The 23,209-nt window shown below is 74.8% G+C and carries 17 protein-coding genes; 10 read left to right on the top strand and 7 right to left on the bottom strand.

Features of this window, described 5'->3' with window-relative positions:
• Nucleotides 1–32: 32 nt before the first annotated feature.
• Nucleotides 33–1,241, top strand: a complete 1,209-nt coding sequence (metK, locus tag ACWEPF_RS07525; protein ID WP_452171826.1) for a methionine adenosyltransferase — start codon at nucleotides 33–35, stop codon at nucleotides 1,239–1,241.
• A gap of 87 nt (nucleotides 1,242–1,328) precedes the next feature.
• Nucleotides 1,329–3,425, top strand: coding sequence for a primosomal protein N' (locus tag ACWEPF_RS07520; protein ID WP_452171825.1), 2,097 nt, complete (start codon nucleotides 1,329–1,331; stop codon nucleotides 3,423–3,425).
• On the opposite strand, the gene ACWEPF_RS07515 is transcribed toward ACWEPF_RS07520, so the two are convergent.
• Nucleotides 3,353–4,045: a DUF4386 domain-containing protein gene (locus tag ACWEPF_RS07515; protein ID WP_452171824.1), complete on the bottom strand. Its 693-nt coding sequence runs from the start codon at nucleotides 4,043–4,045 to the stop codon at nucleotides 3,353–3,355. The genes ACWEPF_RS07520 and ACWEPF_RS07515 overlap by 73 nt on opposite strands.
• Before the next feature lie 107 nt (nucleotides 4,046–4,152).
• On the opposite strand from ACWEPF_RS07515, the gene ACWEPF_RS07510 reads away from it, so the two are divergent.
• The 6 genes from ACWEPF_RS07510 (at nucleotide 4,153) to ACWEPF_RS07485 (ending at nucleotide 13,129) form a co-directional block, all read left to right on the top strand.
• Nucleotides 4,153–4,818, top strand: coding sequence for a TetR family transcriptional regulator (locus ACWEPF_RS07510; RefSeq protein ID WP_452171823.1), 666 nt, complete (start codon nucleotides 4,153–4,155; stop codon nucleotides 4,816–4,818).
• Nucleotides 4,819–4,829: 11 nt separating this feature from the next.
• Nucleotides 4,830–5,339, top strand: a complete 510-nt coding sequence (locus tag ACWEPF_RS07505) for an NUDIX hydrolase (protein WP_452171822.1) — start codon at nucleotides 4,830–4,832, stop codon at nucleotides 5,337–5,339.
• A gap of 157 nt (nucleotides 5,340–5,496) precedes the next feature.
• Nucleotides 5,497–6,630 (top strand): hypothetical protein, encoded by a 1,134-nt coding sequence (locus ACWEPF_RS07500; protein WP_452171821.1) that lies wholly within the window; start codon nucleotides 5,497–5,499, stop codon nucleotides 6,628–6,630.
• Entirely contained in the window at nucleotides 6,627–7,802 is a 1,176-nt protein-coding gene (locus tag ACWEPF_RS07495; RefSeq protein ID WP_452171820.1) for a caspase family protein, read from the top strand. The genes ACWEPF_RS07500 and ACWEPF_RS07495 overlap by 4 nt, the downstream gene beginning before the upstream one ends.
• On the top strand, nucleotides 7,799–9,691 hold the full coding sequence (locus ACWEPF_RS07490) for a hypothetical protein (RefSeq protein WP_452171819.1): 1,893 nt from the start codon (nucleotides 7,799–7,801) through the stop codon (nucleotides 9,689–9,691). The genes ACWEPF_RS07495 and ACWEPF_RS07490 overlap by 4 nt, the downstream gene beginning before the upstream one ends.
• A gap of 57 nt (nucleotides 9,692–9,748) precedes the next feature.
• Nucleotides 9,749–13,129, top strand: a complete 3,381-nt coding sequence (locus ACWEPF_RS07485) for a WD40 repeat domain-containing protein (RefSeq protein WP_452171818.1) — start codon at nucleotides 9,749–9,751, stop codon at nucleotides 13,127–13,129.
• A 17-nt stretch (nucleotides 13,130–13,146) separates the two neighbouring features.
• On the opposite strand, the gene ACWEPF_RS07480 is transcribed toward ACWEPF_RS07485, so the two are convergent.
• The gene (locus ACWEPF_RS07480) at nucleotides 13,147–13,596 is read right to left on the bottom strand and encodes a DUF3237 domain-containing protein (RefSeq protein WP_452171817.1); all 450 of its coding nucleotides are present in this window, start codon (nucleotides 13,594–13,596) and stop codon (nucleotides 13,147–13,149) included.
• Nucleotides 13,597–13,618: 22 nt separating this feature from the next.
• Nucleotides 13,619–14,788 (bottom strand): flavin-dependent oxidoreductase, encoded by a 1,170-nt coding sequence (locus ACWEPF_RS07475; RefSeq protein ID WP_452171816.1) that lies wholly within the window; start codon nucleotides 14,786–14,788, stop codon nucleotides 13,619–13,621.
• Nucleotides 14,789–15,431: 643 nt separating this feature from the next.
• On the opposite strand from ACWEPF_RS07475, the gene ACWEPF_RS07470 reads away from it, so the two are divergent.
• Entirely contained in the window at nucleotides 15,432–15,830 is a 399-nt protein-coding gene (locus ACWEPF_RS07470) for a hypothetical protein (protein ID WP_452171815.1), read from the top strand.
• On the opposite strand, the gene ACWEPF_RS07465 is transcribed toward ACWEPF_RS07470, so the two are convergent.
• The 4 genes from ACWEPF_RS07465 to ACWEPF_RS07450 form a co-directional block, all read right to left on the bottom strand.
• Nucleotides 15,777–17,084, bottom strand: a complete 1,308-nt coding sequence (locus tag ACWEPF_RS07465) for a hypothetical protein (RefSeq protein ID WP_452171814.1) — start codon at nucleotides 17,082–17,084, stop codon at nucleotides 15,777–15,779. The genes ACWEPF_RS07470 and ACWEPF_RS07465 overlap by 54 nt on opposite strands.
• A 2-nt stretch (nucleotides 17,085–17,086) precedes the next feature.
• A complete protein-coding gene (locus ACWEPF_RS07460; RefSeq protein WP_452171813.1) occupies nucleotides 17,087–17,740 on the bottom strand; it encodes a hypothetical protein in 654 nt (217 codons plus the stop codon).
• 120 nt (nucleotides 17,741–17,860) lie between these two features.
• On the bottom strand, nucleotides 17,861–19,198 hold the full coding sequence (locus ACWEPF_RS07455) for a hypothetical protein (protein WP_452171812.1): 1,338 nt from the start codon (nucleotides 19,196–19,198) through the stop codon (nucleotides 17,861–17,863).
• Entirely contained in the window at nucleotides 19,195–22,029 is a 2,835-nt protein-coding gene (locus ACWEPF_RS07450; protein WP_452171811.1) for a hypothetical protein, read from the bottom strand. The genes ACWEPF_RS07455 and ACWEPF_RS07450 overlap by 4 nt, the downstream gene beginning before the upstream one ends.
• 344 nt (nucleotides 22,030–22,373) lie before the next feature.
• Between ACWEPF_RS07450 and ACWEPF_RS07445 the strand changes: the two genes are divergently transcribed.
• A complete protein-coding gene (locus ACWEPF_RS07445) occupies nucleotides 22,374–22,901 on the top strand; it encodes a MarR family winged helix-turn-helix transcriptional regulator (protein ID WP_345283326.1) in 528 nt (175 codons plus the stop codon).
• Nucleotides 22,902–23,209: the final 308 nt, after the last annotated feature.

Here is a 23,209-nt window from a genome sequence, read left to right as displayed (position 1 = left end):
AGTCAGCAGCCGCTGCAACCCCAGGGAGCGCTGTGTCTCGCCGCCTGTTCACCTCGGAGTCCGTCACCGAGGGGCACCCCGACAAGATCGCTGACCAGATCAGCGACACCATCCTGGACGCGCTCCTCGCGGCCGACCCCACCTCGCGGGTCGCCGTCGAGACGCTGATCACCACCGGCCTCGTGCACATCGCCGGTGAGGTCACCACCAAGGCGTACGCGCCGATCGCGCAGCTCGTCCGGGAGAAGATCCTGGAGATCGGCTACGACTCCTCGAAGAAGGGCTTCGACGGCGCTTCCTGCGGCGTCTCGGTCTCGATCGGCGCGCAGTCGCCCGACATCGCGCAGGGCGTCGACACCGCGTACGAGGCCCGTGTCGAGGGCGACGAGGACGACCTCGACAAGCAGGGCGCCGGCGACCAGGGTCTGATGTTCGGCTACGCGAGCGACGAGACCCCCGAGCTGATGCCGCTGCCGATCACCCTGGCGCACCGCCTCTCCAAGCGGCTGTCCGAGGTGCGCAAGAACGGCCAGATCCCGTACCTGCGCCCCGACGGCAAGACCCAGGTCACCATCGAGTACGACGGTGACAAGGCCGTCCGCCTCGACACCGTGGTGGTCTCCTCGCAGCACGCCAGCGACATCGACCTGGACTCGCTGCTGACCCCGGACATCCGCGAGTTCGTCGTGGAGCCGGAGCTCAAGCGCCTGGCCGACGACGGCATCAAGCTGGTGACCGACGGCTACCGCCTGCTGGTGAACCCGACCGGCCGCTTCGAGATCGGCGGCCCGATGGGCGACGCCGGCCTCACCGGCCGCAAGATCATCATCGACACCTACGGCGGCATGGCCCGCCACGGTGGCGGCGCCTTCTCGGGCAAGGACCCGTCCAAGGTGGACCGTTCGGCCGCCTACGCCATGCGCTGGGTCGCCAAGAACATCGTCGCCGCGGGCCTGGCCTCGCGCGCCGAGGTCCAGGTCGCCTACGCGATCGGCAAGGCCGAGCCGGTCGGCCTGTTCGTGGAGACCTTCGGCACCGAGACCGTCCCGGTGCTGAAGATCCAGGCCGCGGTCTCCGAGGTCTTCGACCTCCGCCCGGCCGCGATCATCCGCGACCTCGACCTGCTCCGCCCGATCTACGCGAAGACCGCCGCGTACGGCCACTTCGGCCGCGACGACGCGGACTTCACCTGGGAGCGGACCGACCGGGTCGAGCAGCTGAAGAAGGCCGTCCAGGCCTGACGCCTCTCGTCGAAGCGGCGGTCACCCCTCGCGGGGTGGCCGCCGCTTCGTCGTGTCGTCGGTGCGGTCTGGTAGATGTGGGGAACGATGAGCAGCACAGACGACGGCAGCACGGACAACGGCGCTGTGGCCGACACCGGGGAGCAGCTGGCCTTCATCCGGGACACGGTCCGCAGGGCCAAGCCCCGGACGTGGCGCGGCGCGCAGCTGGCCGAGCAGCTGCCGGTGGCCCGGGTGGTGGTGGACAAGGGGCTGCTCAGCCTGGACAAGTTCTTCGACTACGCGGTGCCCGCCAACCTGGCGGACGAGGCCCAGCCCGGCGTCCGGGTCCGGGTCCGCTTCGGCGCCCGGGTCGGGACCAACGGGCGGCGCGAGGGCGGTGAGCTCCACGACGGCTTCGTGGTGGCCCGGCTGGAGCACTCCGACTTCCCCGGCGTGCTGGCCCCGCTGGCCCAGGTGCTCTCCCCGGAGCGGGTGCTGACGCCCGCTCTGCTGCGGCTGTGCCGCACCGTCGCCGACCGCTACGCGGGCTCGCTGGCCGACGTGCTCCAGCTGGCGGTGCCGCCGCGGCACGCCCAGGCCGAGGCGGAGGCCTCGCCGGAGCCGCTGCCCGCACCGCCGTTCCCCTCGGCGGAGAGCTGGGCCCGGTACGAGGAGGGCCCGGAGTACCTGACGGCCCTTCGGGACGGGGTGGCCCCGCGCGCGGTCTGGACGGCGCTGCCCGGGCCCGACTGGCCGGGGGAGATCGCCCGCGCGGTGGCCGCCACCCTGGCCGGGGGCCGGGGTGCGCTGGTGGTGCTGCCCGAGGGCCGCTCGGTGGCCCGGGTGGACGAGGCGCTCACGGCGCTGCTCGGCGAGGGCCGGCACGTCGCGCTGGCCGCCGACCTCGGGCCGCGTGAGCGGTACCGGCGCTGGCTGTCCGTCAGCCGGGGCTCGGTGCGGGCGGTGATCGGGACCAGGGCCGCGATGTTCGCCCCGGTGCGCGACCTCGGGCTGGTGGTGGTGTGGAACGACGGCGACGGCAACCACAGCGACCAGCGCGCCCCGCACCCGCACGTGCGCGAGGTGGCGCTGCTGCGGGCGGCGGAGGAGAAGGCCGGGGTGCTGCTCGGCGGGCTGTCGATGACGGTGGAGGCGGCGCAGCTGCTCTCCACCGGGTGGGCCCGGCCGCTGGCGGCGCCGCGGGCGGTGGTGCGTGCGACGGCTCCGCGGGTGCGGACCGTGACCGACCAGGACCAGGGGCGGGACGAGGCCGCGCAGTTCGCCCGGCTGCCGAGGCCGGCCTGGGAGGCGGCCCGGGACGCGCTGGCGCACGGGCCGGTGCTGATCCAGGTGCCCCGGCGCGGCTACGTGCCCAGGCTGGCCTGCGGGCGGTGCCGGACTCCCGCGCGCTGCCGGACGTGTGAGGGACCGTTGGCGGCGGGCGCGGCCGGGGCGGTGCTGAGCTGTGCCTGGTGCGGGCGGGAGGAGCGGGACTGGCACTGCGTGGAGTGCGGCTCGTTCCGGCTGCGGGCGCAGGTGGTCGGGGCGGGGCGGACGGCGGAGGAGCTGGGCAAGGCCTTCCCCCGGGTGCCGGTGCGCACGTCCGGGCGGGATTCGGTGCTGTCGGTGGTGTCGGGGGAGCCCGCGCTGGTGATCTCCACGCCGGGGGCCGAGCCGGTGGCCGAGGGCGGGTACGCGGCGGCGCTGCTGCTGGACGGCTGGGCGCTGCTCGGCCGCCCCGACCTGCGGGCGGGCGAGGAGGCGCTGCGGCTGTGGATGGCGGCGGCGGGGCTGGTGCGGCCGGCGGAGGAGGGCGGTGCGGTGGTGGTGGTCGCCGAGCCGACCGCCCGGCCGGTGCAGGCGCTGGTGCGCTGGGACCCGGCCGGGCACGCGGGGTTGGAGCTGGCGGAACGGGCCCAGCTGCACTTCCCGCCCGTCTCCCGGATGGCCTCGGTGACCGGCTCCGCGCAGGCGGTCGAGGACCTGCTCGGGCTGATCCGCCTGCCGGAGGGCGCGGACGTGCTGGGGCCCGTACCGGCTTCGGGCGGGCGGGGCGTCGAGCTGGAGCGGGCGCTGCTGCGGGTGGCGCCCGGTCAGGGGGCCGCGCTGGCGGCCGCGCTGAAGGCGGCTCAGATCGCCCGGGTGGCGCTGCGGCCGCCGGACTCGGTGAAGATCCGGGTGGATCCGCTCGACATCGGCTGAGGCTCCTTGAACCCTCGGGCGAGCAGGTGGACGGCGAGGGCGAGCTCCCAGGCGAGGACCGGGAGGGCGGCGAGCGAGCCGGCGGCCGAGACCTGCTGGTACGCGCCGAACAGGACGGCGACGGCGGAGGCGAGGATCAGCGGGCCGCCGAGCAGGCCGAGGACGGTGATCGGGCGGGGGAGCAGCCGGGCCCGGTGGAGCGCGTACGCCAGCACGGTGGTGTTGAGGCCGAGGGCGACGTTCGGACCGAGCAGGAAGGTCCTGGCGTGGAGGGCGGTGAGCAGCTCGCGCGCGGGGCCGGGCTGCTGAGGGAGCGTCACCAGGGTGAGCACGGCCAGGATGCCGACGGCGATCACCGCACCTTCGAGCAGCCGTCCGGCCAGGTAGGCGTGGGCGGCCGCCGCGCTGCGCCTGCTGAGCACCGGGTGGAGCGCGGTGGCGGTGCCGACCACGGCGGTGACCAGGACGATCTCGGCGAGGGCGCCGGACAGCGCGCGCTGTCCGGCGCCCTCCCGGCCGTCCAGCAGCGGTTGGTAGAGCAACAGGCCCGCGACGGCGGCGACTTCGGTGAGCAGGAACAGGACGCCGGTGATGACGGCGGTCTTCCGGTCTTGGTGCATGACGGCCCCCTCGACACGGTGTACGGCGTACACCTGCTGATGGCCCGTCACGGTAGGCGTACGCCGTACACTCGGTCAAGCGGTGCTGATGAGAGGGGTGGTGCGGGGTGGCCGGTGCGGGGCGGCGGGAGCCGTTGAACCGGGGGCGGGTGCTGGCGGCGGCGGTCGAGCTGGCGGATGCGATCGGGATCGAGGCGCTGAGCATGCGGCGGCTGGCCCAGGAGCTCGGCGTGGTGCCGATGGCGCTCTACAAGCACGTCGCCAACAAGGAGCAGCTGCTGGACGGGATGGTCGACGCGGTGATCGCCGAGATCGACCCGGTGGGGGAGGGGCCCTGGCGGGGGGTGGTGCGGGCGCGGGTGCTCTCGGCCCGGGCGGCGCTGCTGCGGCACCCCTGGGCGGCGCGGGTGATCGAGGCCCGGCCGGTGCCGACGGCGGCCGTGCTGGCGTACCTCGACGCGATGGCGGGCGCGTTCCGGGGCGGGGGGCTGTCGGTGCAGCTGACGCACCACGTGATGCACGCGATGGGGAGCCGGCTGCTGGGGTTCAGTCAGGAGCTGTTCCAGGCTGCGGGCGGGTCCGGGCCGCCGCCGGCTCCGTTCGTGGCGGCCTTCCCCCGGCTGGCGGAGCTGGCGGGGGGCGGTCATGACGAGGCGTCGGTGGTCGGCGGCGGATGTGACGACCAGTTCGAGTTCGAGTTCGCGCTGGACCTGCTGCTGGAGGGCTTCGAGCGGCTGCACGCGGCGGGTTGGGCCCCGCCGGTGCGGGGGTAGGGTCGGTGGTCGTGGAGCTGCGCAGGCGTGAGGCGTCGAGGGTGCTGCTGGTCGACGAGGCCGAGCGGCTGTTGCTGCTGTGCGGGGGCGATCCCCGCCGGGCGGGCCACCGGTGGTGGTTCACCGTCGGCGGCGGGGTGGACCGGGGAGAGGACCATCTCGGCGCCGCCGTGCGGGAGTTGCGGGAGGAGACCACACTGGCGCTGCCCGCCGGGCGGTTCGGCCCGGTGGCCTGGACCCGGCGGGCGTTCTTCACCTACGACGGGCAGGCCTACGACCAGCGCGAGGAGTACCGGCTGGTGAGGATCACCGCCGCCGAGGCCGGGCGGATCCGCGTCGACTCGACGGAGGCCACCCACGGCCACCACTGGTGGACCCTCGACGAGCTCGCGGCCACCGAGGAGACCGTCTACCCCGAGCGGATGGCCGTGCCGCTCGCCGAGCTGCTGCGCGCGGGACCGTCCGAACTGCCCTTGCATCTGGGCGACTTCACCGAAGGGGTCGATCCGGAGCGGCCGTGACCGCGGCCGGGGGCGGTGCGGCCGGGGCCGTCGCGGGGATCCTCCGCGCTCGCGCTCCCTCCCCGCCGTCCGGGATCGTCGAACCCCCCACGGAGCCGCCGGGCAGCTGCGAGACTGGACCGGCCGCGGGCCGGTCGCGCGCGGCTGAGGAGGGATCGTGCCACTGGTCTACGTCCACGGCATCGCCAACCGGCAGGGCCGCGCCTACCGTCGCAAGAGGGAGCTGCGGGACGCGCTCTTCCGGCGGCACGCACTGGCGGTCACCGCCAAGGGAGTGCCGGACCGGGTGCTGAACCCCTACTGGGGGTCGCTCGCCGGGGCGTTGGCCCGCGGCGGCGCCTCCTTCCCGGGCCGTCGTGGACTGGAGGCCTTCGGTCCGCAGGACGGTCCGGAGGACGAGGGCCTGCGGGCGGCGCTGGAGGCCGAGTTCGGCCCGGACGCCGCGCAGCGGTACGTCCTGGAGACCGCTCGCCGCTCGCCCGTCGACGCCGTCGACCTGCTCTTCCTGGAGATCTCCGAGGTCGAATCCGACGCGGATCCGGGGGAGTTGGCCGACCTGGCCGGCCGTCTGCTGGAGTGGGCCCGGTCCGGGGCCGCCGCCGGACTGCTCGACGAGGTCTCGGACGACCGTCAACTCCTGGAGCGCTTGCGGCAGTTGCTCGGTGACGAGCCGGGCCGGGAGAGCTTCTCGCTGCTCGACGACGCCTGGGCCGCGCTCGGCCGGGTGGTCACCCGGCTGCGCGCCGCGGTCGAGCAGCAGGACGAGCAGGGGACCACCGTCCGGCTGGTGCGCGCCGCCTCCCGCCGTGCGGTGCCCCGTTCGATCGGCGACATCGCCGCCTACCTGGCCCACCGGGGCACCCCGGAGCGGCCGGGCCCGATCGTCGGCGCGGTGGTGGAGGCCCTGGAGGACGCGGTCCGGGACAACCCCTCGGGGCTGCCCGTGGTGGTGGTCGCGCACAGCCTGGGCGGGGTGATCGCCTACGACGTGCTCAGCGCGTTCCGTCCGGACCTCCGGGTGGACGTGCTGGTGACGGTCGGCTCCCAGGTCGGCCTGTTCGCCGAACTCGGTGCGCTGGCCGCCCCGGTGGGCGCCGTTCCGGAGAACATCGGGCAGTGGACGAACGTGGTGGACCTCAACGACCCGCTGGCCTTCCTGGCGGCCCCGGTGTTCGACCGGGTGAGCGACCTGCGCTACTCCTCCGGCGCGCTGTGGGCCCACGGTGCCTACCTCGGCAAGGCCCACTTCCACGCCCGGCTGGCCGCCCGGCTCGCGGAGGCCACCGGATGACCACCCTGGCCGAGCACGCGGTGAGCGGAGCCCAGCTGCACGTGCTCGCGATCGGTGTCGGCCACTACCCGTACTGCGGCTCCGCCGTCCGGGACGACGAGGACGACACCGGCCGCGAGATCGTCGAACTGACCAGCGCCCCGGCCGGCGCGTTGGCCGTCGCCGACTGGTTCACCGACCTGGCCGAGCGCGACGCCCGACGGGGCCCCGGCCTGGTCCCGGTCCCGGTGGCCAGCGTGGAGCTCGCCGTGTCGGCCGACGGCCCGGTCGTCCGGGGCGGGAAGGAGGTCGAACGGGCCACTTTCGACGGCGTGGCCGCCGCCTTCGACCGCTGGCACCGCCGGTGCTCGAACCCGGACGCGATCGCGCTGTTCTACTACTGCGGCCACGGCCTGGCCGTCGACTGGACCCAACAGGTCCTGCTGCTGGAGGACTTCAACGAGGTCCCGCACCGGCGCTTCGCGGGAGCCGTCGACTTCCAGCGCACCTACGAGGGGATGGCGAACTCCCCGGCCCGGAGCCAGGTGTACCTCCTCGACACCTGCCGCACCCGCTGGCGCGGCACCGGCCCGGCGGCCCGGACGGACGCCCGGGCGCTGGCCGAGCCCCGCTCCGATCGGAAGCCGCCGCCGCGTACCAGTGCCCCCGTCATCCACGCGACCGGCTTCGGCGCGGCGGCCTTCGGCCCGCCCGGGAGGCCCAGCCACTTCGCCGAAGCCCTCTGCGACGCGGTCGGCGGCCTCGCCGCCGACAACCGCAGCGCGGACGGGGTCTGGCGGGTCCACGTCGACGACCTGGGCGGCCGGGTCCGGGAACTGGTTGACTGGCGGCTCCAGGGCGACGACCAGCCCCGGCAGGAGGTCACCGTCACGGGCCAGTCGGGCGGAGGGGGCGTCCTCCGCGTCCCCGAGGTCCTGCCGCCGGTCCCCTTCCAGCTCGGCAGCGCGCCGCCGGAGGCCGTCGACACCGCGGTCCTCACCCTCACCGACTCCGCCACCGGCCTGACCACCGCGCGCCGGGAACGTGCGCCGGGCCACTGGCGCGGGTACGCGTCGCCCGCCGTGTACGACCTGCACGCCACCTTCCCGGACGGGGACTGGACCGACGGCAGCGCCAAGGCCTACTGCATCCCCCCGGTCTGCCACGGCGAGGTCCGGGTGAGCCCGCGGTGACGGTGGCGGTCCGGCTGACCTGCCCGGCCGGCGGGGCGCGGCCCGGGGCGGTGCTCGGGGTGGCCGAACTCTTCGACGAGCGGCTGGCGTTCGTCGCCGAGGCGGTGGTCCGGTCCGGTGCCGGAACGCTGCTCGGCCTCCCCGCCGGGCAGCGGCTCGGCCTGCGGCTGCGGACGCCCGACGGGCGGCACGCCTGGCACACCGTCAGCATCCCGGCGGCGGAGGCCGACCCGGCCGCCGGGGTCCTCACCGTGACCCTCGACGTCCCGGCCCCGGAGGACCGACGGCCGCCCCGGGACGGCCGGCCGGTGCCGGTCGTGGTGCCGGAGCGTTCGCCGCGGTCGCCCCGGGACCCGGAGGGACCGCCCGAGGACGTGGTGGCCTCGTCCTGCTGGCAGCCCGCGCCGTCCGGCTGGCGCCGGGTCACGAGCCGGGAGGGCGCTGCCAGGGTGGACCTCGGGTGGTCGGGCTACCTCGCCGCCGAGGCGCTCCCCACCGGGTCGGTGCTCGTGCTGGGCGAGCCGGAGGAACCCGTGATGACGGCGGTGCCGCCGGACGGAGCGCTACTGATCGGCCGGCCCGGCGGCGCGGGGCGGGTGGTGGCGGCACTCGCGCCCGGCACCGCCCGTACCCTGCTCGGCTTCCTGTCGGTCGGCGATCTGCGCTCCGCCCGCGCGGTGACGGAGGTGGTGCTGGCCGAGGGCACCGGCGGTGTGCCCGACCGCCTGGCCTGGATCGCCGCCGGCTACGCGCTGGCCCGGTGGTCCGACCCCCGCGCCCACGGGTGGGCCCGGGAGCTGGCCCGCCTGCTGCCCGGCAGCGCGGACGCGGCGCTGCTGGTGCGGATGACCGACGACGGGCCGGCCGACCGGGACGCGACCTCGCACCTCGCCGGGCTCGGCCTGCCCGTCGTGCCGGACGGCCTGCGGGAGTTGGTGCTCGCCCTGCGCCGGGCCGTCCAGCGGGAACGGGAGTCGGAGCGGGACCACGAGCGGGAGCCGGGAGCCGAGCGGGACCCGGAGTCGGCGGCGCCGCACTCCGGTGCGCGGGCGCTGCTCGAGGCGGCGGAGGAGCAGTTGGCCGCGCTGCGCCCGGGACTGCTGACGGTGCTCGGCGGGCGGCGCCCGGACCGGCCCGAGGCCTCCGACGTCCCGCCGCCCTTCTCCGGTCCGGCCGAGCACTGGCCGGTGGTCCTGGTACCGCCGGTGGCGCTCGACCTGGCGTCGACCGCCGTGGCGGCCGCCGACGACGGGGCGCGGTGGCGGGAGTGGCTCCGGACACGCCGGACGGACCGGACGGACCGGGTCCGGGTCACCCCCGCCGGCCGGGAGGACGGCGGCTCGGTGCGGCTGCGCTGGGCCGGGCCGCTGACGGCGCTGCCCGCCTACCCGCGGTTGGCGCCCGCCGCCGCCGCAGGTGCCGACGGCGATCCGGTCCGGCCGCCCGGGCAGCGGCCACTCCAACCGCCGCAGCACTGGGTGAGCCCGGACGGTCTGGTCCGGCTGACCCGCAGCAGCCCCTCCGGCGCAAAGGTGGAGCTGCGGGCCGAGACCTCCGCCCCGCCGGAGGCGGGGGACCTGCTGGTGGTGCTGCTCGGCGGCGAGGGCGAGGCACGGGAGTACCTCCTGCTGCTGACCGGGGGCGCCGGGACGGCCCGGTCGGCGCTGCTGGAGGTGCCGTTCTCCGGGGAGCTGCTGACGACGCGTCTGGTCGGGGGGCTGCACCGGAGCTCCGAGCTGACGGTGCGCCACGCGGACGCCGTGGCGAGGTCGGTGGCCTACTCGGTGGGCCCGGGGCAGCAGGCGTGGGCCGCCGTCGGGATGACCTTCGGCCTCGACCACCCGGTGACCAGGGCGGTGCTCCGCGGGCGGGCGGGAGGGGGCGACTGATGCCGTTCCGCCCCGTCCCTCCGTCCGTCCGTTCGTCCCCCGTAGGCAGGTGAAGCGGTGCGCAGAGCCGAGCAGGCCGAGTCCGAGCCGGTAGGCCGTGGTGGGGAGTTCGTCCGCCGCTGCGCGCGGGCCCTGGCCTCCGGCGGCCCGGCCGCCGTCGCTCAACTGACCGATCCCCACGGAGAGTTCTACCAGGAGCTGGGCCGGAACGGTCGTCTGCTGATCCCCCCGGGGCTCACCGAGCTGCAGGAGTTGGAGTACCTGGCGGCCGGCACCGGTCGGTCGGCGGCGCAGGCCGCCGTCGCCGCGGTGGCGGAGCTGGTGTCGGCGATCGGTGGTGGTGACGGGGCGTCGGCCGCGGTCGAGCGGGCGGGCGGGCACTGGCGTGCCGCGCAGGTGCTGCTGCCGGCCCCGGGCCCCGTGGAGGGCGGTGGTCCGCCCGCCCTCGGCGCGGTCGGTGGACTGCCGGACCGGGTGCGGCCGTTGCTCCCCTCGCTGGAGCGGATGGCGGACCCGCAGGCGGCGGGTTTCCTGCTACTGCTCGCGCTCGTGCTGCTCGGGCGGCGCCCGCAGCGGAGGGGGCAGGTGGTGCGGATCCCGGTGCTGCTGGACCTGGAGGTGGGCGGGCAGCACGCCGAGCTGGCGGCGTGGGTGGTGCGGGACGGCCCGCCGGGGCTCCACCCCGACCCGGAGACGATGGGCTTCCTCTGGGTGGACGCGGCCTTCGCCACCGGCCTGGCCCACGCCTGGGGGGCGGCCGGCGGCGCCGGGTCCGGGCTGTGCGTGCTCTGGACGCTGACCCAGGAGGGCGTCCCGGTGGAGGAGGTGCGCCAGGGCTCGCTGTCCGCTGCTTTCGGGGTCGCGGTCTCGGAGCTCCGCCGTCGCCTGCGCCCGGGCCGGAGGTGGTTCGGGATCCGGATGCTGGCCGAACGGACGGCGGTCTCCGGCGTGTTGGGCGCGAGCGGCGAACTGCGGGCGCTGGCCGGTGGTCGCAGCATCGAGCGCAAGGTACGGGCGGCGCGGGCGGGCGGGCTCGCGGTGGTGATGCCCAAGGCCAACCGCACCGAGGGCATGGCCGCGGCCCGGGCGGAGGGAGTGGACGTCAGGTTCGCGGCCGACCTGTCGGACGCGGCCAAACTGGTCCGGCGGACGGACCGCAGGAAGCTGACCGCACTGGTGGCGGTGTTCGTGCTGCTCGCGGGCGCGGGCACTTTGATCCCGGTGCTCCTGACGACCCGTGAGAGCAACCGGGTCCTGGGAGCCGACAACGCGGTGCAGCGGGAGTTGGCGGCGCAGGCCTCGGCCACCGCGAGCGAGCAGGCCGGCCTGGCCGTCTCGCGCCACCTCGCGGACCAGTCACGGGTGTTCCGCTCCACCGACCCGCTGCTGTCGATGGGTCTGGCGATCGAGTCGTTCCGTGCGGCGGACACGCCGCAGGCGCGCACGGCACTGGGCTGGCACGCGGACCAGCCGGTGGTCGGTGTCTCCTCGAACGGGGGGATGGGCGGCCTGGCCTTCACCGCCGGCCGGCTGGCCGCCCTGAACGGGACGGACGGGGTGAGCGTCCAGCGCATGGACACCACGGGCGCCGGCCGGCTGGACGTGCGGCGGTCCGACCTCCCGATCCGCCTGGCGGCGCCCAGCGGGGCGCCGGTGCTGCCCGGCTGGATGGCGGACTCCGCTGCGCTCTCGTCCGACGGTGCACGGCTGGCGGTCGGGCGCGGGCACGTGGTGAGCGTGCTGGAGGCGGACACCGGACGTCTCACGGGGGCGGTGCGCCTTCCGGAGGGGGCCGACGCGATGGCCGACGAGGTGGACACGGTGCGCTTCGGCCCGGACGGGCGGTACCTGGTGGTCGGCCGGGGAGAGACGACCTTCGTGTTCCGCGACCTGGACACGGCCGGCCGGCGGACCGTGCCGGGCACCTTGTTGGGCGTGGTGGCCGCCGCCGGGGGGCCGGCGGTGGTGACGGTGGCTCAGGGCCGCCTGAGCTGGTGGGACCTGGAGACGGGCAACCGCCGCAAGGACGTCCAGGTCCCGGAGCCGGCCACGGCCGGGACCAGGACGGTGAGCGCGGACGGCCGGCTGTACGCCTGGAGCGGCCCCGGCGAACGCGTTCGGGTGCTGGACCTCGGGACGGGGAGCACCGTGCTGGACGTCACCCCGCCGGCCGCGCAGGGCGCTCCGGCGTCGGAGCAGCCGTCGGTGGCCGCTCTGGCGTTCTCCGCGGATGCCACCTCGCTGGCGAGCGGAGGCTTCTACGCCCCGGTGCGGATCTGGGACCTGGCGAGCCGTCAGCAGCGCGTCGAACTGACCGGCCCTGCGGGCTGGGTGGGGCACGTGGCCTTCGACGCGGACGGCGCCCGGCTGGCCGCGGCCGCGTCCGACGGCTCGGTCTGGGTGTGGCGGACCACCGACCGGCCGCGCAGCAGCGACCTCGACTGGTCGGACAGCCCGGTCCGGGCGCTGGCGTACGGCCCCGACGGCAAGCTGCTGGCGGCCGGGACGGCCGAGGGCGCCCTGGTGGGCGCACCCGAGCCGGGCGAGGCCCCCTGGCCGGTCGGCGCCCTGGTCGGCAGCGGCCGGGGCTGGGGGCTGGGGTTCAGCGCGGACGGCGCCGTCCTGGCGACCGTGCAGAGCGGACTCGTCCGCTGGGACACCCGGGAGCACCGGGTGCGCTCCGAGTACGACCGGGTGGTGACGGAGGCGGCGTTCACCCGCGACGCCAAGCGGGCGGTGGGCTCCTGGGGCACCCGGGTCGAGCTGCTGGACCTGGACGCCGGGACGGTGCTGCGCGAACTGGAGGGCCGGGCGGGCGACGAGTTCCGGTCGGTCGGCTGGTCCCTGCGGGAGCGCGCGGTGGTCGCGGCCTCGGCCGGCGGACGGGTGGTGAGCTGGTCGGCCGAGGACGGGCACCTACTCTGGGAGAGCGGCCTGAACGGGGCCCGGCCGGCCGCGCTCGCCGTCTCCCCCGACGGTGCGTCGGTCGCGGTCGCGGCGGACGACGGGACGGTCCGGATCCTCCGGGCGGAGGACGGGAAGCCCGTGCGCTCGCTCCGGGACGAGGCGGGCGCCGGACCGTTGACGGCCGTCGCCTACTCGCGGGACGGGAGGAGACTGGCCTCCGGCGGGCAGGACGGACGGGTGCGGCTCTGGGAGGCGGCCGGCGGCGCCTTCCTGGAGACCGTCACCACCCACGTGGGGAAGACGGACGGGGACGGGGATCCGGCCCCGGTCACCGCGGTGGCCTTCTCCGCCGACGGGCAGGTGCTCGCCTCGGCCTCCCAGGAGGGAGGGATCCGGCTCACCCGCGCCGCCTCGCTCGCCGATCCGGAGACCGTGATCAAGTCGCTCTGTGCGCTGGGCGCCGGGCTGAGCAGCGCCCAGCGGCAGACCTACCTGACGGGTGCGCAGCAGAGCCGCCCCACCTGCTACTGAGCGGGGGTGACACCCGCTCAGGTGAGGGCGAAGGCCGTGTAGTGGACGGCGTCCGGGGTGCGGGTGGCGGTGGCGACGGCGAGGGTGCGGGTCAGCCACTGGTAGCGGGGGTCGCCGGACTCGAAGCGGCAGAAGAGGCGGAAGTAGTAGGCGGTGGAGGGGACTTGGTGGCCGGCGGCGAGGGCGGCGAGGATCTCGGGTGGGCCGGTGCGCAGGCCGGTGGTGGTGAGGTGGAGGTGGGCGCCGTCGTCGGTGTGCAGGGTGTAGCGGGTGTCGATGGCGATGGTGCCGTCCGGGTGGAGGAGCTGCCAGTCCGCGCCGCCGGGGAGGATCTCGCCGCGCAGGTCGGGGCCGGTGAAGCGGCCGCCGGTGATCGGGACGATGCGGCGGTGGCCCTGGGGGGAGGGGCCGAGGTCGAGCGGGGTGGCGACCTGGACGGTGAAGTCGGCGAGGGGTTCGAGGTGCATGCTGAGGTGCTCCGGGTGAGGGCTACTGCGGGACGGTCCAGGAGGGGCGGGAGTTGAGGACGGCCGGGTCGAAGCCGGCGGTGCGCTTGTAGGCCTCGGCGATGGCGGTGCGTTCGGCGAGCGGGACGACGGCCTCGATGTCGTCGAAGCCGAGCGGGGCGCGTTCGTGGGCGAGCCGCATGACCACCTCGGGGCCCTGCTGCCGGTTGGCGAGCTGGAGGGCGGTGGTGGCGGGGCGCCGGTTCTCCTCGTACGCGGTGGTGGAGCCGGTGGTGGCGAGGGAGTGGGCGAGGGCGCGGGCGTCCAGGATGGCCTGGGAGGCGCCGTTGGAGCCCACCGGGTACATCGCGTGGGCGGCGTCGCCGAGCAGGACGACGCCGTCCGCGCTCCAGGAGGCGAGCGGCTCGCGGTCGACCATGGGGTACTCGTAGACGGCCTCGGCGCCGGTGATCAGGGCGGGGACGTCCAGCCAGTCGAAGCGCCAGTCGGCGAAGTGGGCGGCGACGGCGGCCGGTTCGGCCGGGCGGTTCCAGTTGCCGCGGTCCGGGGCTTCGCCGGCCAGGGGCTGTTCGGCGATCCAGTTGACGCGGGTGCCGTCGCCGATCGGGTACGCGACGAACTTCTGGGTGCCGTCGCCCGCCATGATCATCGAACGGCCCGTCAGGAAGGGCGGGGCGACGGTGGTGCCGCGCCAGAGGACCAGGCCGTTCCACGGGGGCGCGCCCTCGCCGGGGTTGAGGGCGGCCCGGACCGTGGAGTGGATGCCGTCGGCGCCGATGAGGAGGTCGGAGTCGTGGTCGAGGGTGGCGATGCGGCTGCCGGTGCGGACGGCGTCGGCGCCGAGGCGTTCCCGGACGGCGTCGAGGAGGAGCATCTGGAGCTCGCCGCGGTGGACGGAGTACTGCGGCCAGCGGTAGCCGGCGGCGAGGCCGCGGGGCTCGGACCAGACGGGCCGGCCGAAGCGGTTGAAGTAGGCGAGCTCGGCGGTGGGCACGGCCATCGCCGCGAGGCGGTCGGCGAGGCCGAGCTCGGTCAACTCGCGGACGGCGTGCGGCAGGAGGTTGATGCCGACGCCGAGCGGGCGGATCTCGGGGGCGGCCTCGTGGACGGTGAGGTCGGTGAGGCCGGCGGCGTGCAGGCTGAGGGCGGTGGCGAGGCCGCCGATGCCGGCGCCGGCGATGGTGATGCGCACGTGCTTCGCTCCTTCGGAGAATGTTATGGCCGTAACAATCTCCTGCCGGAGCCGTCCGCGCAAGACCCTCCGGTGGTTGTGACCGGACTCGATGGCCGGCCGGATGAATGATGATCGATCAGGGAGCGCGCCGACTGGGCGGCGCCGGTGACTCTCCAGCCGCCCCGTCCTCTCAACGTCGAAGCCGCCGACGCTCTCCACCGTCTGCACGGCGCCCACCTCGCGCCCGGGCCGAGCGAGGAGGAGCTGGACGCGGTGGAGGCGCGGTTCGGTTTCCGGTTCCCGGCCGACCATCGGGTCTTCCTCGGTGCCGGGCTACCCGTGGGCAAGCGCTGGCCGGACTGGCGGGGCGGCGGGGACCTCGGCGCGCTGCGCGACAGTCTCGACCGGCCGGTCGAGGAAGTGCTCTTCGACCTCGAGCACAGCGGCTTCTGGCACCCGGCGTGGGGCGAGCGGCCGGAGCGGTCCGAGGCCGCGGTGCGGATCGCGAAGACCTTCCTGGCCGATGTCCCCCGGCTCGACGACGCCCGCGCCACCGTCCCGTTCTGGTCGTACGTGCTCGGGGAGGACAACAGCATCCCCGACCCGGCCTCCCGCACGAGACCCTGTACGACCCCTGCTCCCAAAGTCCCGAGAAGCGCTCGTGGACCTTCGGACGCTGGCCCTGGAACGCCGCCTGGGGCGTCAGGGCCGGGCCGACCAGTTGATCCAGGCAGGGTCGGCGGCGCTGGTCGTCGACGTCGACTCCCCCTCGCCGCGGATGCTCGCCGGGCTCGGGTGCTCCGAGGAGCAGGCGGCGACGGGGCTCTTCGACCAGGTTATCGACGAGCTCGACCTGCCGGCAGGTCTGCCCGCGGAGGAGCCGGAGATCCGCTGGGAGCTGGCCCGCTGGTGGCTCGCCCTGATCGTGAAGGGCGCCGTCCACTCGGCCACCGCTCGCCTGACCCACCGCGCCCGGGCCCCCTCGGCCGGGGCCGGGGCGGCGCCGTCAGCCGCTGATCCGCCGTGGAGGCGAGCTGCCGGGGCGCGGTGCGGCGGGTAGTGCGGCGGTCGGCCGCGGCGTCGGTGCGCGGGGTGCGGGAGGTCGGGGGGTAGGCGGAGTGCGGAGGGTGACGGTGGTTCGCTGGGCCCCGATGTCGCGGCCGGTGGCGACGGACCAGTGGTTGATGATGTCGAGCAGGTCGCGGCGCACCGGGTTCGGGCTTCCCGGGGGTTCGGTGTAGAGGACGCTGACCGCCGAGGGGTTGTTGTACCGCCCGAGTTCGATCTGCCGGAACAGCACCGCCACCCGGGGCGCCAGGCTGAAGAACCGGTCGGCGTGCCGGTGGGCCTGCACGCCGACCAGCAGGCCGGTGTTGAGCAGGCGCATGCCCTCGGTCTTGCCGCCGATCTTGAGGTCCGTCATCACCGGGTTGTCGCTGCACAGGGTGAGGCTGAACCACTCGTAGCGGAAGGTGGCGGCGAAGGCGACCTGAGCCAGGTTGCCGGCCCGCTGCCGGGTGAGCAGCATGTCCTGCAGTCGGCGCGCGCCGTTGGCGATGGCCGCGTCGTCCTTGGGGTTGGGGCCGCTGGTGTTCAGCTGGTTGTCCGAGGCGGTCTTCACGTGGCCGAGGAAGTCCTCGAACAGGCGCGGGAGTTCACGGTTGGCCGCCCCCACCTGGGAGTCGGGATCGGGGCCGCCGGTGCGGGTGCGCGGCGGTGGCTTCATTCCGAGGACGCGGAAGAACGCGTTGTCGAGGACCGCGTCCGTGTCGGGGCGCAGGCTGCTGGTGACGGACAGGATGGAGCCCGGCGGAGGGTCGCGGAAGAAGAGCTGCTCCGTGGTCCGCAGCCAGGCGCGGGTGACCGGGCTCGGGGTCTCCAGACGCTCGTCCGTCGCGTACTCGAGAAGGACCTTCCGGAAGATGTCCACCATGCCGGTGAAGGACAGCAGGCACGGGTACGCGATGTGATACCAGTCCGCGTTCGGGATGACCGGCGGCAGCGGGCGCCGGACGCCGGGTGGGTGGTAGAAGGTCTCGGTGAGGCCGGGGAGCAGGTCGGCGATGCCGGACTCCTCGCCGGGCACGGTGCCGTGCAGCAGGTACTCCGGCAGCGCCAGGTCCGGCCGTTCGGCGGACCGCTGGCGGGACGCCCAGGCCTCCTCCGCGAAGCGCAGCAGTTGCACCGGGTGCAGCCGCCACACCGCCTCGGTCGCCTGGCGGGTCAACTCCTCGCCGGTGGGCGGGCTCTGGCCGCCCGCCGCCGCCTGCACCTCGATCTGGGTGGCGAACCACCGGGCCAGTTGCTGGAACATGCTCAGTCCCTCGTTCCGGAGTCGCCGGTGACGGCCGTCGCCGGCCTCGACGGGCGGGTCGGTCCCGTCGTGATGAGGAAGTCGTACGGCGAGGTGACGCTGCCGCCGTCGGTCAGTTCCACGGTGATCGGCCCGTCCGCAGCCGCCTCCGGCACGGCGGCCGTCACGGACCAGATCCCTCCGGCGGCGGGGCTGTTCACCTCGAGGATCTCGGCCGCCACGGACTCGCCTCCGTGTCCGGTGCTGAAGGCCACCTGGACGGGCTGCGCGGCGTTCTTCAGGGAGAGGGTGACCCGGGCGTGGGCCGGACCCGAACGGGGGAAGAACGAGACCAGCCGCGCCGCCGACAGCGGCGAGGCCTCCTCGTCGTAGGGCCCGGCGAACTGACGTCGCATCATGTCGTAGGCGTGCATCCGCTCCTGGTCGGGCCGGGCAGAGGGGCTGCGTCTGGCGAGCTCGTCCGCGAAGTTCCGGACGAGCCGGTCGGCCACGTCCTCGAGCGCCGAACGGTCGAGGTGGCCCCGGCCGCCCAGGGCGTTCTCCACCAGGTCGGTGAGCTGTTCGAGCAGGTGCGCCTGATTGGCGCCCTGGGCGCGCAGCAGCGTTGCCAGGTCGTGGACGGTCACTGGTGGTTGCTCGGCCCCGGCCGCTGTCATCGCTGGTCCTCCTTGCTCGGGTGACGGCTGCGCCGGTGCGGCGCGTTCGGCTGCGCGCAGCCGCGTGCGACTGCGTGCGACTGCGTGTGGCTGTGGACGGTGCGGATGCGCGGTGCCCCGTCAGGAGGGGCCGGTGCGCGGGGCGGAGACCAGCCGGCCGAGGTTGCGCATCCAGGTCTCGCAGTCGGTGGCGGCCCGGGCCGCCCGGTCCGGGCGGACGGCCACCTCCAGCGAGGAGCGGGCGAGCAGCCGGAGCCCCTCCGTGGTGAGGTAGTGACTGGAGGTCAGCAGGGCGGTCCCGGCGGTCCGTTCCAGCGAGGCCAGGGCGGACGGGGACACCCTGGCCGGGTCGACCACCTCGGCCAGCGCCCGGCCGCCGAACGCCCGCATGGGTGCCCGCATGCCGATCTCGGCGATCCGGGGCAGTTGGGCGACGCTCCGCTCCAGCAGCGGTCGCAGGGCGGGTGGCGCGGCCGTGATCGGATGCGCGGTCACCCAGGCCCGGCGCAGGGTGTCCCACGGGCCGGTGCCGTAGTGGCGCACGCACAGCTCGATGCCGACCAGCACGCGGAGCCAGGCGATCGGGTGTGGGTCCCCGAGCGGGTAGCCGAACACCTTGCGGTCGTCGCCGGTCACGACATCGTGCAGAGCGGCGACCGAGCCGTAGCCGGAGTGGGCGAAGGCGAGCAGGTCGGGCCCGAACTCGGAGGCCCAGCCGGCCCAGAGCTCGCCGACCGCCGGATCCGGCACGCCCCGGCGCAGGGCGCCGGCCAACTCCTCGCTCCAGCCGTTGAGATGGGCTACCTGGTGGCCGACCTCGTGCAGGAGCGAGGTGGGACGGAAGAGGTTGAACCGGGTGAGCTTCACGGCTGCGGCCGGGGAGACGCCGGAGGGGCCGTCCCAACCTCCCAGCCTGGCGCGCAGGATGGACGCGCCTACTCCTCCGCCGGTGTACACGAGCACCGGTGGCGGCTCGATCCCGAGCGGGCGCAGCGGTGCGACCATGGCCTGGCGGGCGAGGACGTCGCAGGCGCGGAGGATCTCCGCCAACCGGGTGGTGGTGCGGGAGTGCACCGCGTGCCCGTAGAACTCGAGGACCGTCTCCGCCTGGAGGAAGCGGCGGCGGAAGCGGTTGAGCCGCGCGGTGACCCGGGCCAGGTCCGGCCTGTCCCGGACCGCCCTCAAGTCGGCCTCCAAAGCGTCGAGTTCGAGGCTCACCCCGTGTACCAGGCCTTCGAGGTGGCGGCGCAGGGTGAGCCCGAGGTACCGCTCCAGGGACTGCCAGGCGGCTGGTGCCGCGAAGTTGTCAAGGTCCGCGAGGCCGCGGATGGCGGTGCGCCAGTGGGCAATCTGAGCGGTCAGCTCGAAGCGGACCGCCGACGCCCCCGCGGCGCTCTCCGCCGCGCTCGGCAGGGGGCTCGGCGTGGCCGCGGGGGTGTGCCGGGCCGGGGCGGTCACGAGCGGAACCCGGCGTCGATCCGGCTGACGCTCGCCACCACGGCCGGGGCCAGCAGCACCTTGGTGAACTCGATGGCGGCCGCGACCCGGTCACCGCGCAGCAGCCGGCGCAGCACCTGCATCAGGGACGGGTGTCGGATGACCACGGTGATCGTCACCCCGTCCGTCCGCTTGGCCGCGGCCTCCTGGAACTGCTTGGCGGAGCGGGCGAGGTACTCCGCCAGCGCCTTGCCGATCCAGTCGACGAGCTTGTCGGCGAGCTTCTTGAGGATGCTCTCCCCGATCCCCGCGAGCAGCCCCGTTCCGCCGCCCTCCGCCTCGGACTCCGCCACGCTCTCGTGGACCAGCTTGACGTGCCGTCGGGCGTCGCCGCTGAGCATGCTGCGGAGCCCCGCGACGTAGACGCTGCGCAGCAACAACAGGGCGGGGGTGGCGGATTCGCCTGCCCGGAGGGAAGCCGCGATCTGCTGGGTGTCCTGCTCGCCGAGGTGGATGTAGGCGACGGCGCGCTCTCCGGGGAAGTCCAGGGTCAGGTTGATCTGGCTCGGGTGGCTTTCGGGCCTGGGGCCGTCGGGGTCCTTGGCCCGGCCCGGCCCTGGTCCCTGGCCCCGGCTCGGCTTGGGGCCCGGCGGGTGGAGCGGCGCACGGCCCGGCGCGGCCGTCTGCGGGACGAGGACCAGGAAGCGCTGGCCGACGGTGATGCGGCGGTGACTGCGCAGGAACTCGGCGGGCACGTCCCGGCCGAGGCCGGCTTCGCCGACCAGACGCCCCATCAGCTCGCGGGTCGCGGGGACGAACAGCCGGTACCCGCGCGGCTGGGACGGGCCCATGCCTCGGATGTCGGGACTGGCCAGGGCCACGGCCGAGAGCCTGGTGCCGGGCAGTGACTCGAACAGGTGGCCCTGGAAGGAGGCCGGCAGCCGCAGGCCGTACCGGGCCTGGAGGAAGGCGGCGAGCGGGACGCCGCCGAAGGCCGTCAGCCCTGCGGCGTTCTGCGGTGTGAGCCGGATCGGCAGCGCGCGGCTGTAGCGCTTGTAGCGGTTGCACCGCTGCCGGGGGTAGCGCACCCAGGTGCCCTTGGCCGGGAGCGGCACACGGCCGGAGACCTCGTGCAGGTCCTCGCGCAGTGCGGACGGGGGGAAGGACTCGGCCGCCGCCTCGGCGAACGCCTCCTGCACGGCCGCCTCCAACAGGCGTTGGTCGGCCAGGACTTCACCGCCCTGCTCCATGACGCGCCGGACGGTTCCCTCGACCACGCCCGCCACCGCCTCGCCGAGCAGCAGCCGGCGCTCCTCGGCGCCCTCGAGCCCCACCATGCCGAGGCCGGCCGACGCCACCGCAGTGCCCAGCGCACCGGCCAGTTGCGGGCTGAGGCCGAGCCCCGGGATCTTCCTGAGGAGGCCGGCGATGGCCCGCCCCATGACGGCGGTGACCCGCGGCCGGCCGATCAGACCCACGCCGAGTCGCAGCGCCGCCAGCACCGCCGGGATGAACTGCTCCAGCTGAGGGGTGAGGTCCTGGCCGTGGACGGCCCGGGCCGCCTCGGCGGCGAACTGCTCGCGGGCGGCGTCCAGTCTGCCCAGCGGGTCCTCGGCGAGGGAGGTCTCGGCGCCGGCCGCCCAGGTCTCCGACGCGGTGCCCTGCTGTTCGCCGGCGGCGCCCTCGGGCGCGAACAGCAGTGCCGCGGCCTGGGCGTCGAAGCCCTGCTGGACGGAGTCGAGGTCGGGGTGGGCGAGCGATTGCAGCGGGGCGTCCGCCGGGAGGAGCGCGAACCGGTCGGTGGGGGCCGGTTGCCCACCGAGGCCGGATCCGCCGGTCCAGTACTCGGTGGCAGGGCCTTCGGCCGCCCAGCTCTCGGTGCCCCAGTTCTCGGTGACCCAGCTCTCGGCCACCCGGCCGGGTTCCTCCGGTCGGCCTTCGCTCTCCGCCCAGGCCTCGGACGCGGGCGTCCACGCCTCGCCGGCCCAGTTCTCCGCGGCCCAGCTCTCCGAGGTCCAGCTCTCGGCGGCCCAGTTCTCGGTGACCGGGGCATCGGCCGCGGCCCAGCTTTCGCCCGACCAGCTCCCTGCCTCCGCCTCCCGGCTACCGAAGAGCCGGTTGGCGACCTGGCGGGCCGAGGCCTGCAGGTGGGCCGGCACCTGGCCCATCGCGTACTGGAGCACCTGCCTCAGCACCAGCATGCCGAGGCGCTTCAGCTTGTCGAAGACCCAGCCCAGGCCGAGCTTTCCGACGGCGGCGACACCCTTCGCGGCGAGTCGCACCCCCACCTTGGCCACGTCCTTGGCCTTGCGCCAGATCTTTCCGAGGAATCCTTCGAATGCGGGGCTCAGGTGGCCGAACTCCGGCTGGAGCGACTCGAAGATCCGGTCGATCTCGGCCTCGGACAACTGCGAAATGTCGTGCTGGGCGTACTGTTCGGAGATCCGGGTGAACAGGGATTCGGTCTCCTGCGCCAACGGCGCGAGGTACTGTTCCGCGAGCTGCGTGTTCTCCGCCGTGCTGACGCCCTCCGACTCGGTGTACTGGATCTGTGCCGCTGCCGAGACTTCGGCCGCGAGTTCGTAGAGCGCCTCGCTGAATTCCTCGTTGTACAGCTCCGCGACCATCTCCAGGTACGCCTGCCGCTGCGGTGAGGCGCCCCCGTCACCGGGGGCCGTCTCCTCGTACTCGTTCCGGAAGGGGGAGTTGGCGGCGCTGCTCTCCCACTCCGCTTCGGCCGCGAAGGCGGATCCGGTCGTGAACTCGAAGGACTCGGCGAACGGCGAGGTCGGCGCGTGGTGCTCGGCCTCGGGTGCGGTGGCGGACGGTGGCTGGAACCCCTCGGCGAGCATGACCCTCCTCGGTGGGCATGGCATCACGGGACGCGACGATCGCAGTGCAGCCGATCGGCCTCCCCAGCCCGTTCACGATAGCCAGTGCGCCGGACCCGGATGTCCCGGATCGGGAAAGTACGACCGTTGGGGGAGGGAATTCTCGGAACGTGATGGGTGGATCGTAGTTTCCGACGCCTCATCAGCCCGTCCCGGCTCGACCCGTCCATTCCGCATCAGTGGTGACCGCTGTTTCTCGGGCGATCGAACCGGGCTGCGGAAATTCCGGATATCCCTCCGACGTGTTCGCCGCCGCGCCGAGGGCCTGGGTCGGGGTGGGGCCGGGTGGAGTGGAGGCGGCCGGGATGAGCGAGACTCGGGGCGTGGAGAGCACTGATCGTCCGGACCTCAGGTACGCCGAGTTCGCGCGGGAGCGGTTGGCGGGGATGCCGCCGCCGGCCGATCCGGAGGCGTTCGCGCTGGCGCACCACCTGCTGCACCTGTCCTACCTGGTGGTGGCGGACCTGGAGAGTCGGATCCATCGGCCGCGCGGGTGGACGCTGCCGGGGTTCCGGCTGATGTTCAAGCTGTGGTTGCTCGGGCCGACGCAGCCCGCCCGGCTGGCGGAGCTGTCGGCGATGTCGCGGTCCGCGGTGACCAACGCCGTCAACACCCTGGAGCGGGACGGGCTGGTGGAGCGGCGGCCGCTGCCGGAGGACAGGCGGGCGGTCACGGTCGCGCTCACGGAGGCGGGGGAGGCGGCGGTCCAGGAGGCCTTCGGCGAGCAGACCCGGCGGGAGCAGGAGTGGTTCGCCGGCCTGGACGACGACGAACGGGCCGTGCTCACACGGCTGCTGGGCCGCATCCTGGCCGCCCGCCCGGAGGGCGCCTGAGTGAGGGGCTGGAGCCTCGGACCGGTGACCGGACCCCCAGCGAGCCGGTGCGCCGAGTCGTTCCCGGCACTGGGCGGAATTGTGATCAGCTGGGTCGGCCGTGAGGGGTAGGCTGCGCCGGTGGGCACAGGTGCCCGATCGCGCGTACGTGGTGAGGAGAGCCAGGCGTGGGGAAGAAAATCCGGGTGCTGACTGGGTGTCAGAACTGTTCGCGGTGCACCGGATCGATAGGCGGCAACGCCGCACGCAAGATGGCCCGGGGCGCGGGTGTGGCAACCGGAGCAGCCGCCACAGTTGGTCTGAGTCTG

This window comes from Kitasatospora sp. NPDC004289 (assembly GCF_053602875.1).
The sequence above is the reverse complement of the archived record's forward strand: the minus strand, read 5'-3'. Positions and strand labels throughout refer to the sequence as shown.

Coding starts and splice junctions, on each gene's coding strand:
- ACWEPF_RS07515 (WP_452171824.1), bottom strand. CDS start 4,045: ATGCACCAAGACCGGAAGACCGCCGTCATCACCGGCGTCCTGTTCCTG.
- ACWEPF_RS07480 (WP_452171817.1), bottom strand. CDS start 13,596: ATGCACCTCGAACCCCTCGCCGACTTCACCGTCCAGGTCGCCACCCCG.
- ACWEPF_RS07460 (WP_452171813.1), bottom strand. CDS start 17,740: ATGACAGCGGCCGGGGCCGAGCAACCACCAGTGACCGTCCACGACCTG.
- ACWEPF_RS07445 (WP_345283326.1), top strand. CDS start 22,374: ATGAGCGAGACTCGGGGCGTGGAGAGCACTGATCGTCCGGACCTCAGG.
- ACWEPF_RS07495 (WP_452171820.1), top strand. CDS start 6,627: ATGACCACCCTGGCCGAGCACGCGGTGAGCGGAGCCCAGCTGCACGTG.
- ACWEPF_RS07450 (WP_452171811.1), bottom strand. CDS start 22,029: ATGCTCGCCGAGGGGTTCCAGCCACCGTCCGCCACCGCACCCGAGGCC.
- ACWEPF_RS07465 (WP_452171814.1), bottom strand. CDS start 17,084: ATGTTCCAGCAACTGGCCCGGTGGTTCGCCACCCAGATCGAGGTGCAG.
- ACWEPF_RS07520 (WP_452171825.1), top strand. CDS start 1,329: ATGAGCAGCACAGACGACGGCAGCACGGACAACGGCGCTGTGGCCGAC.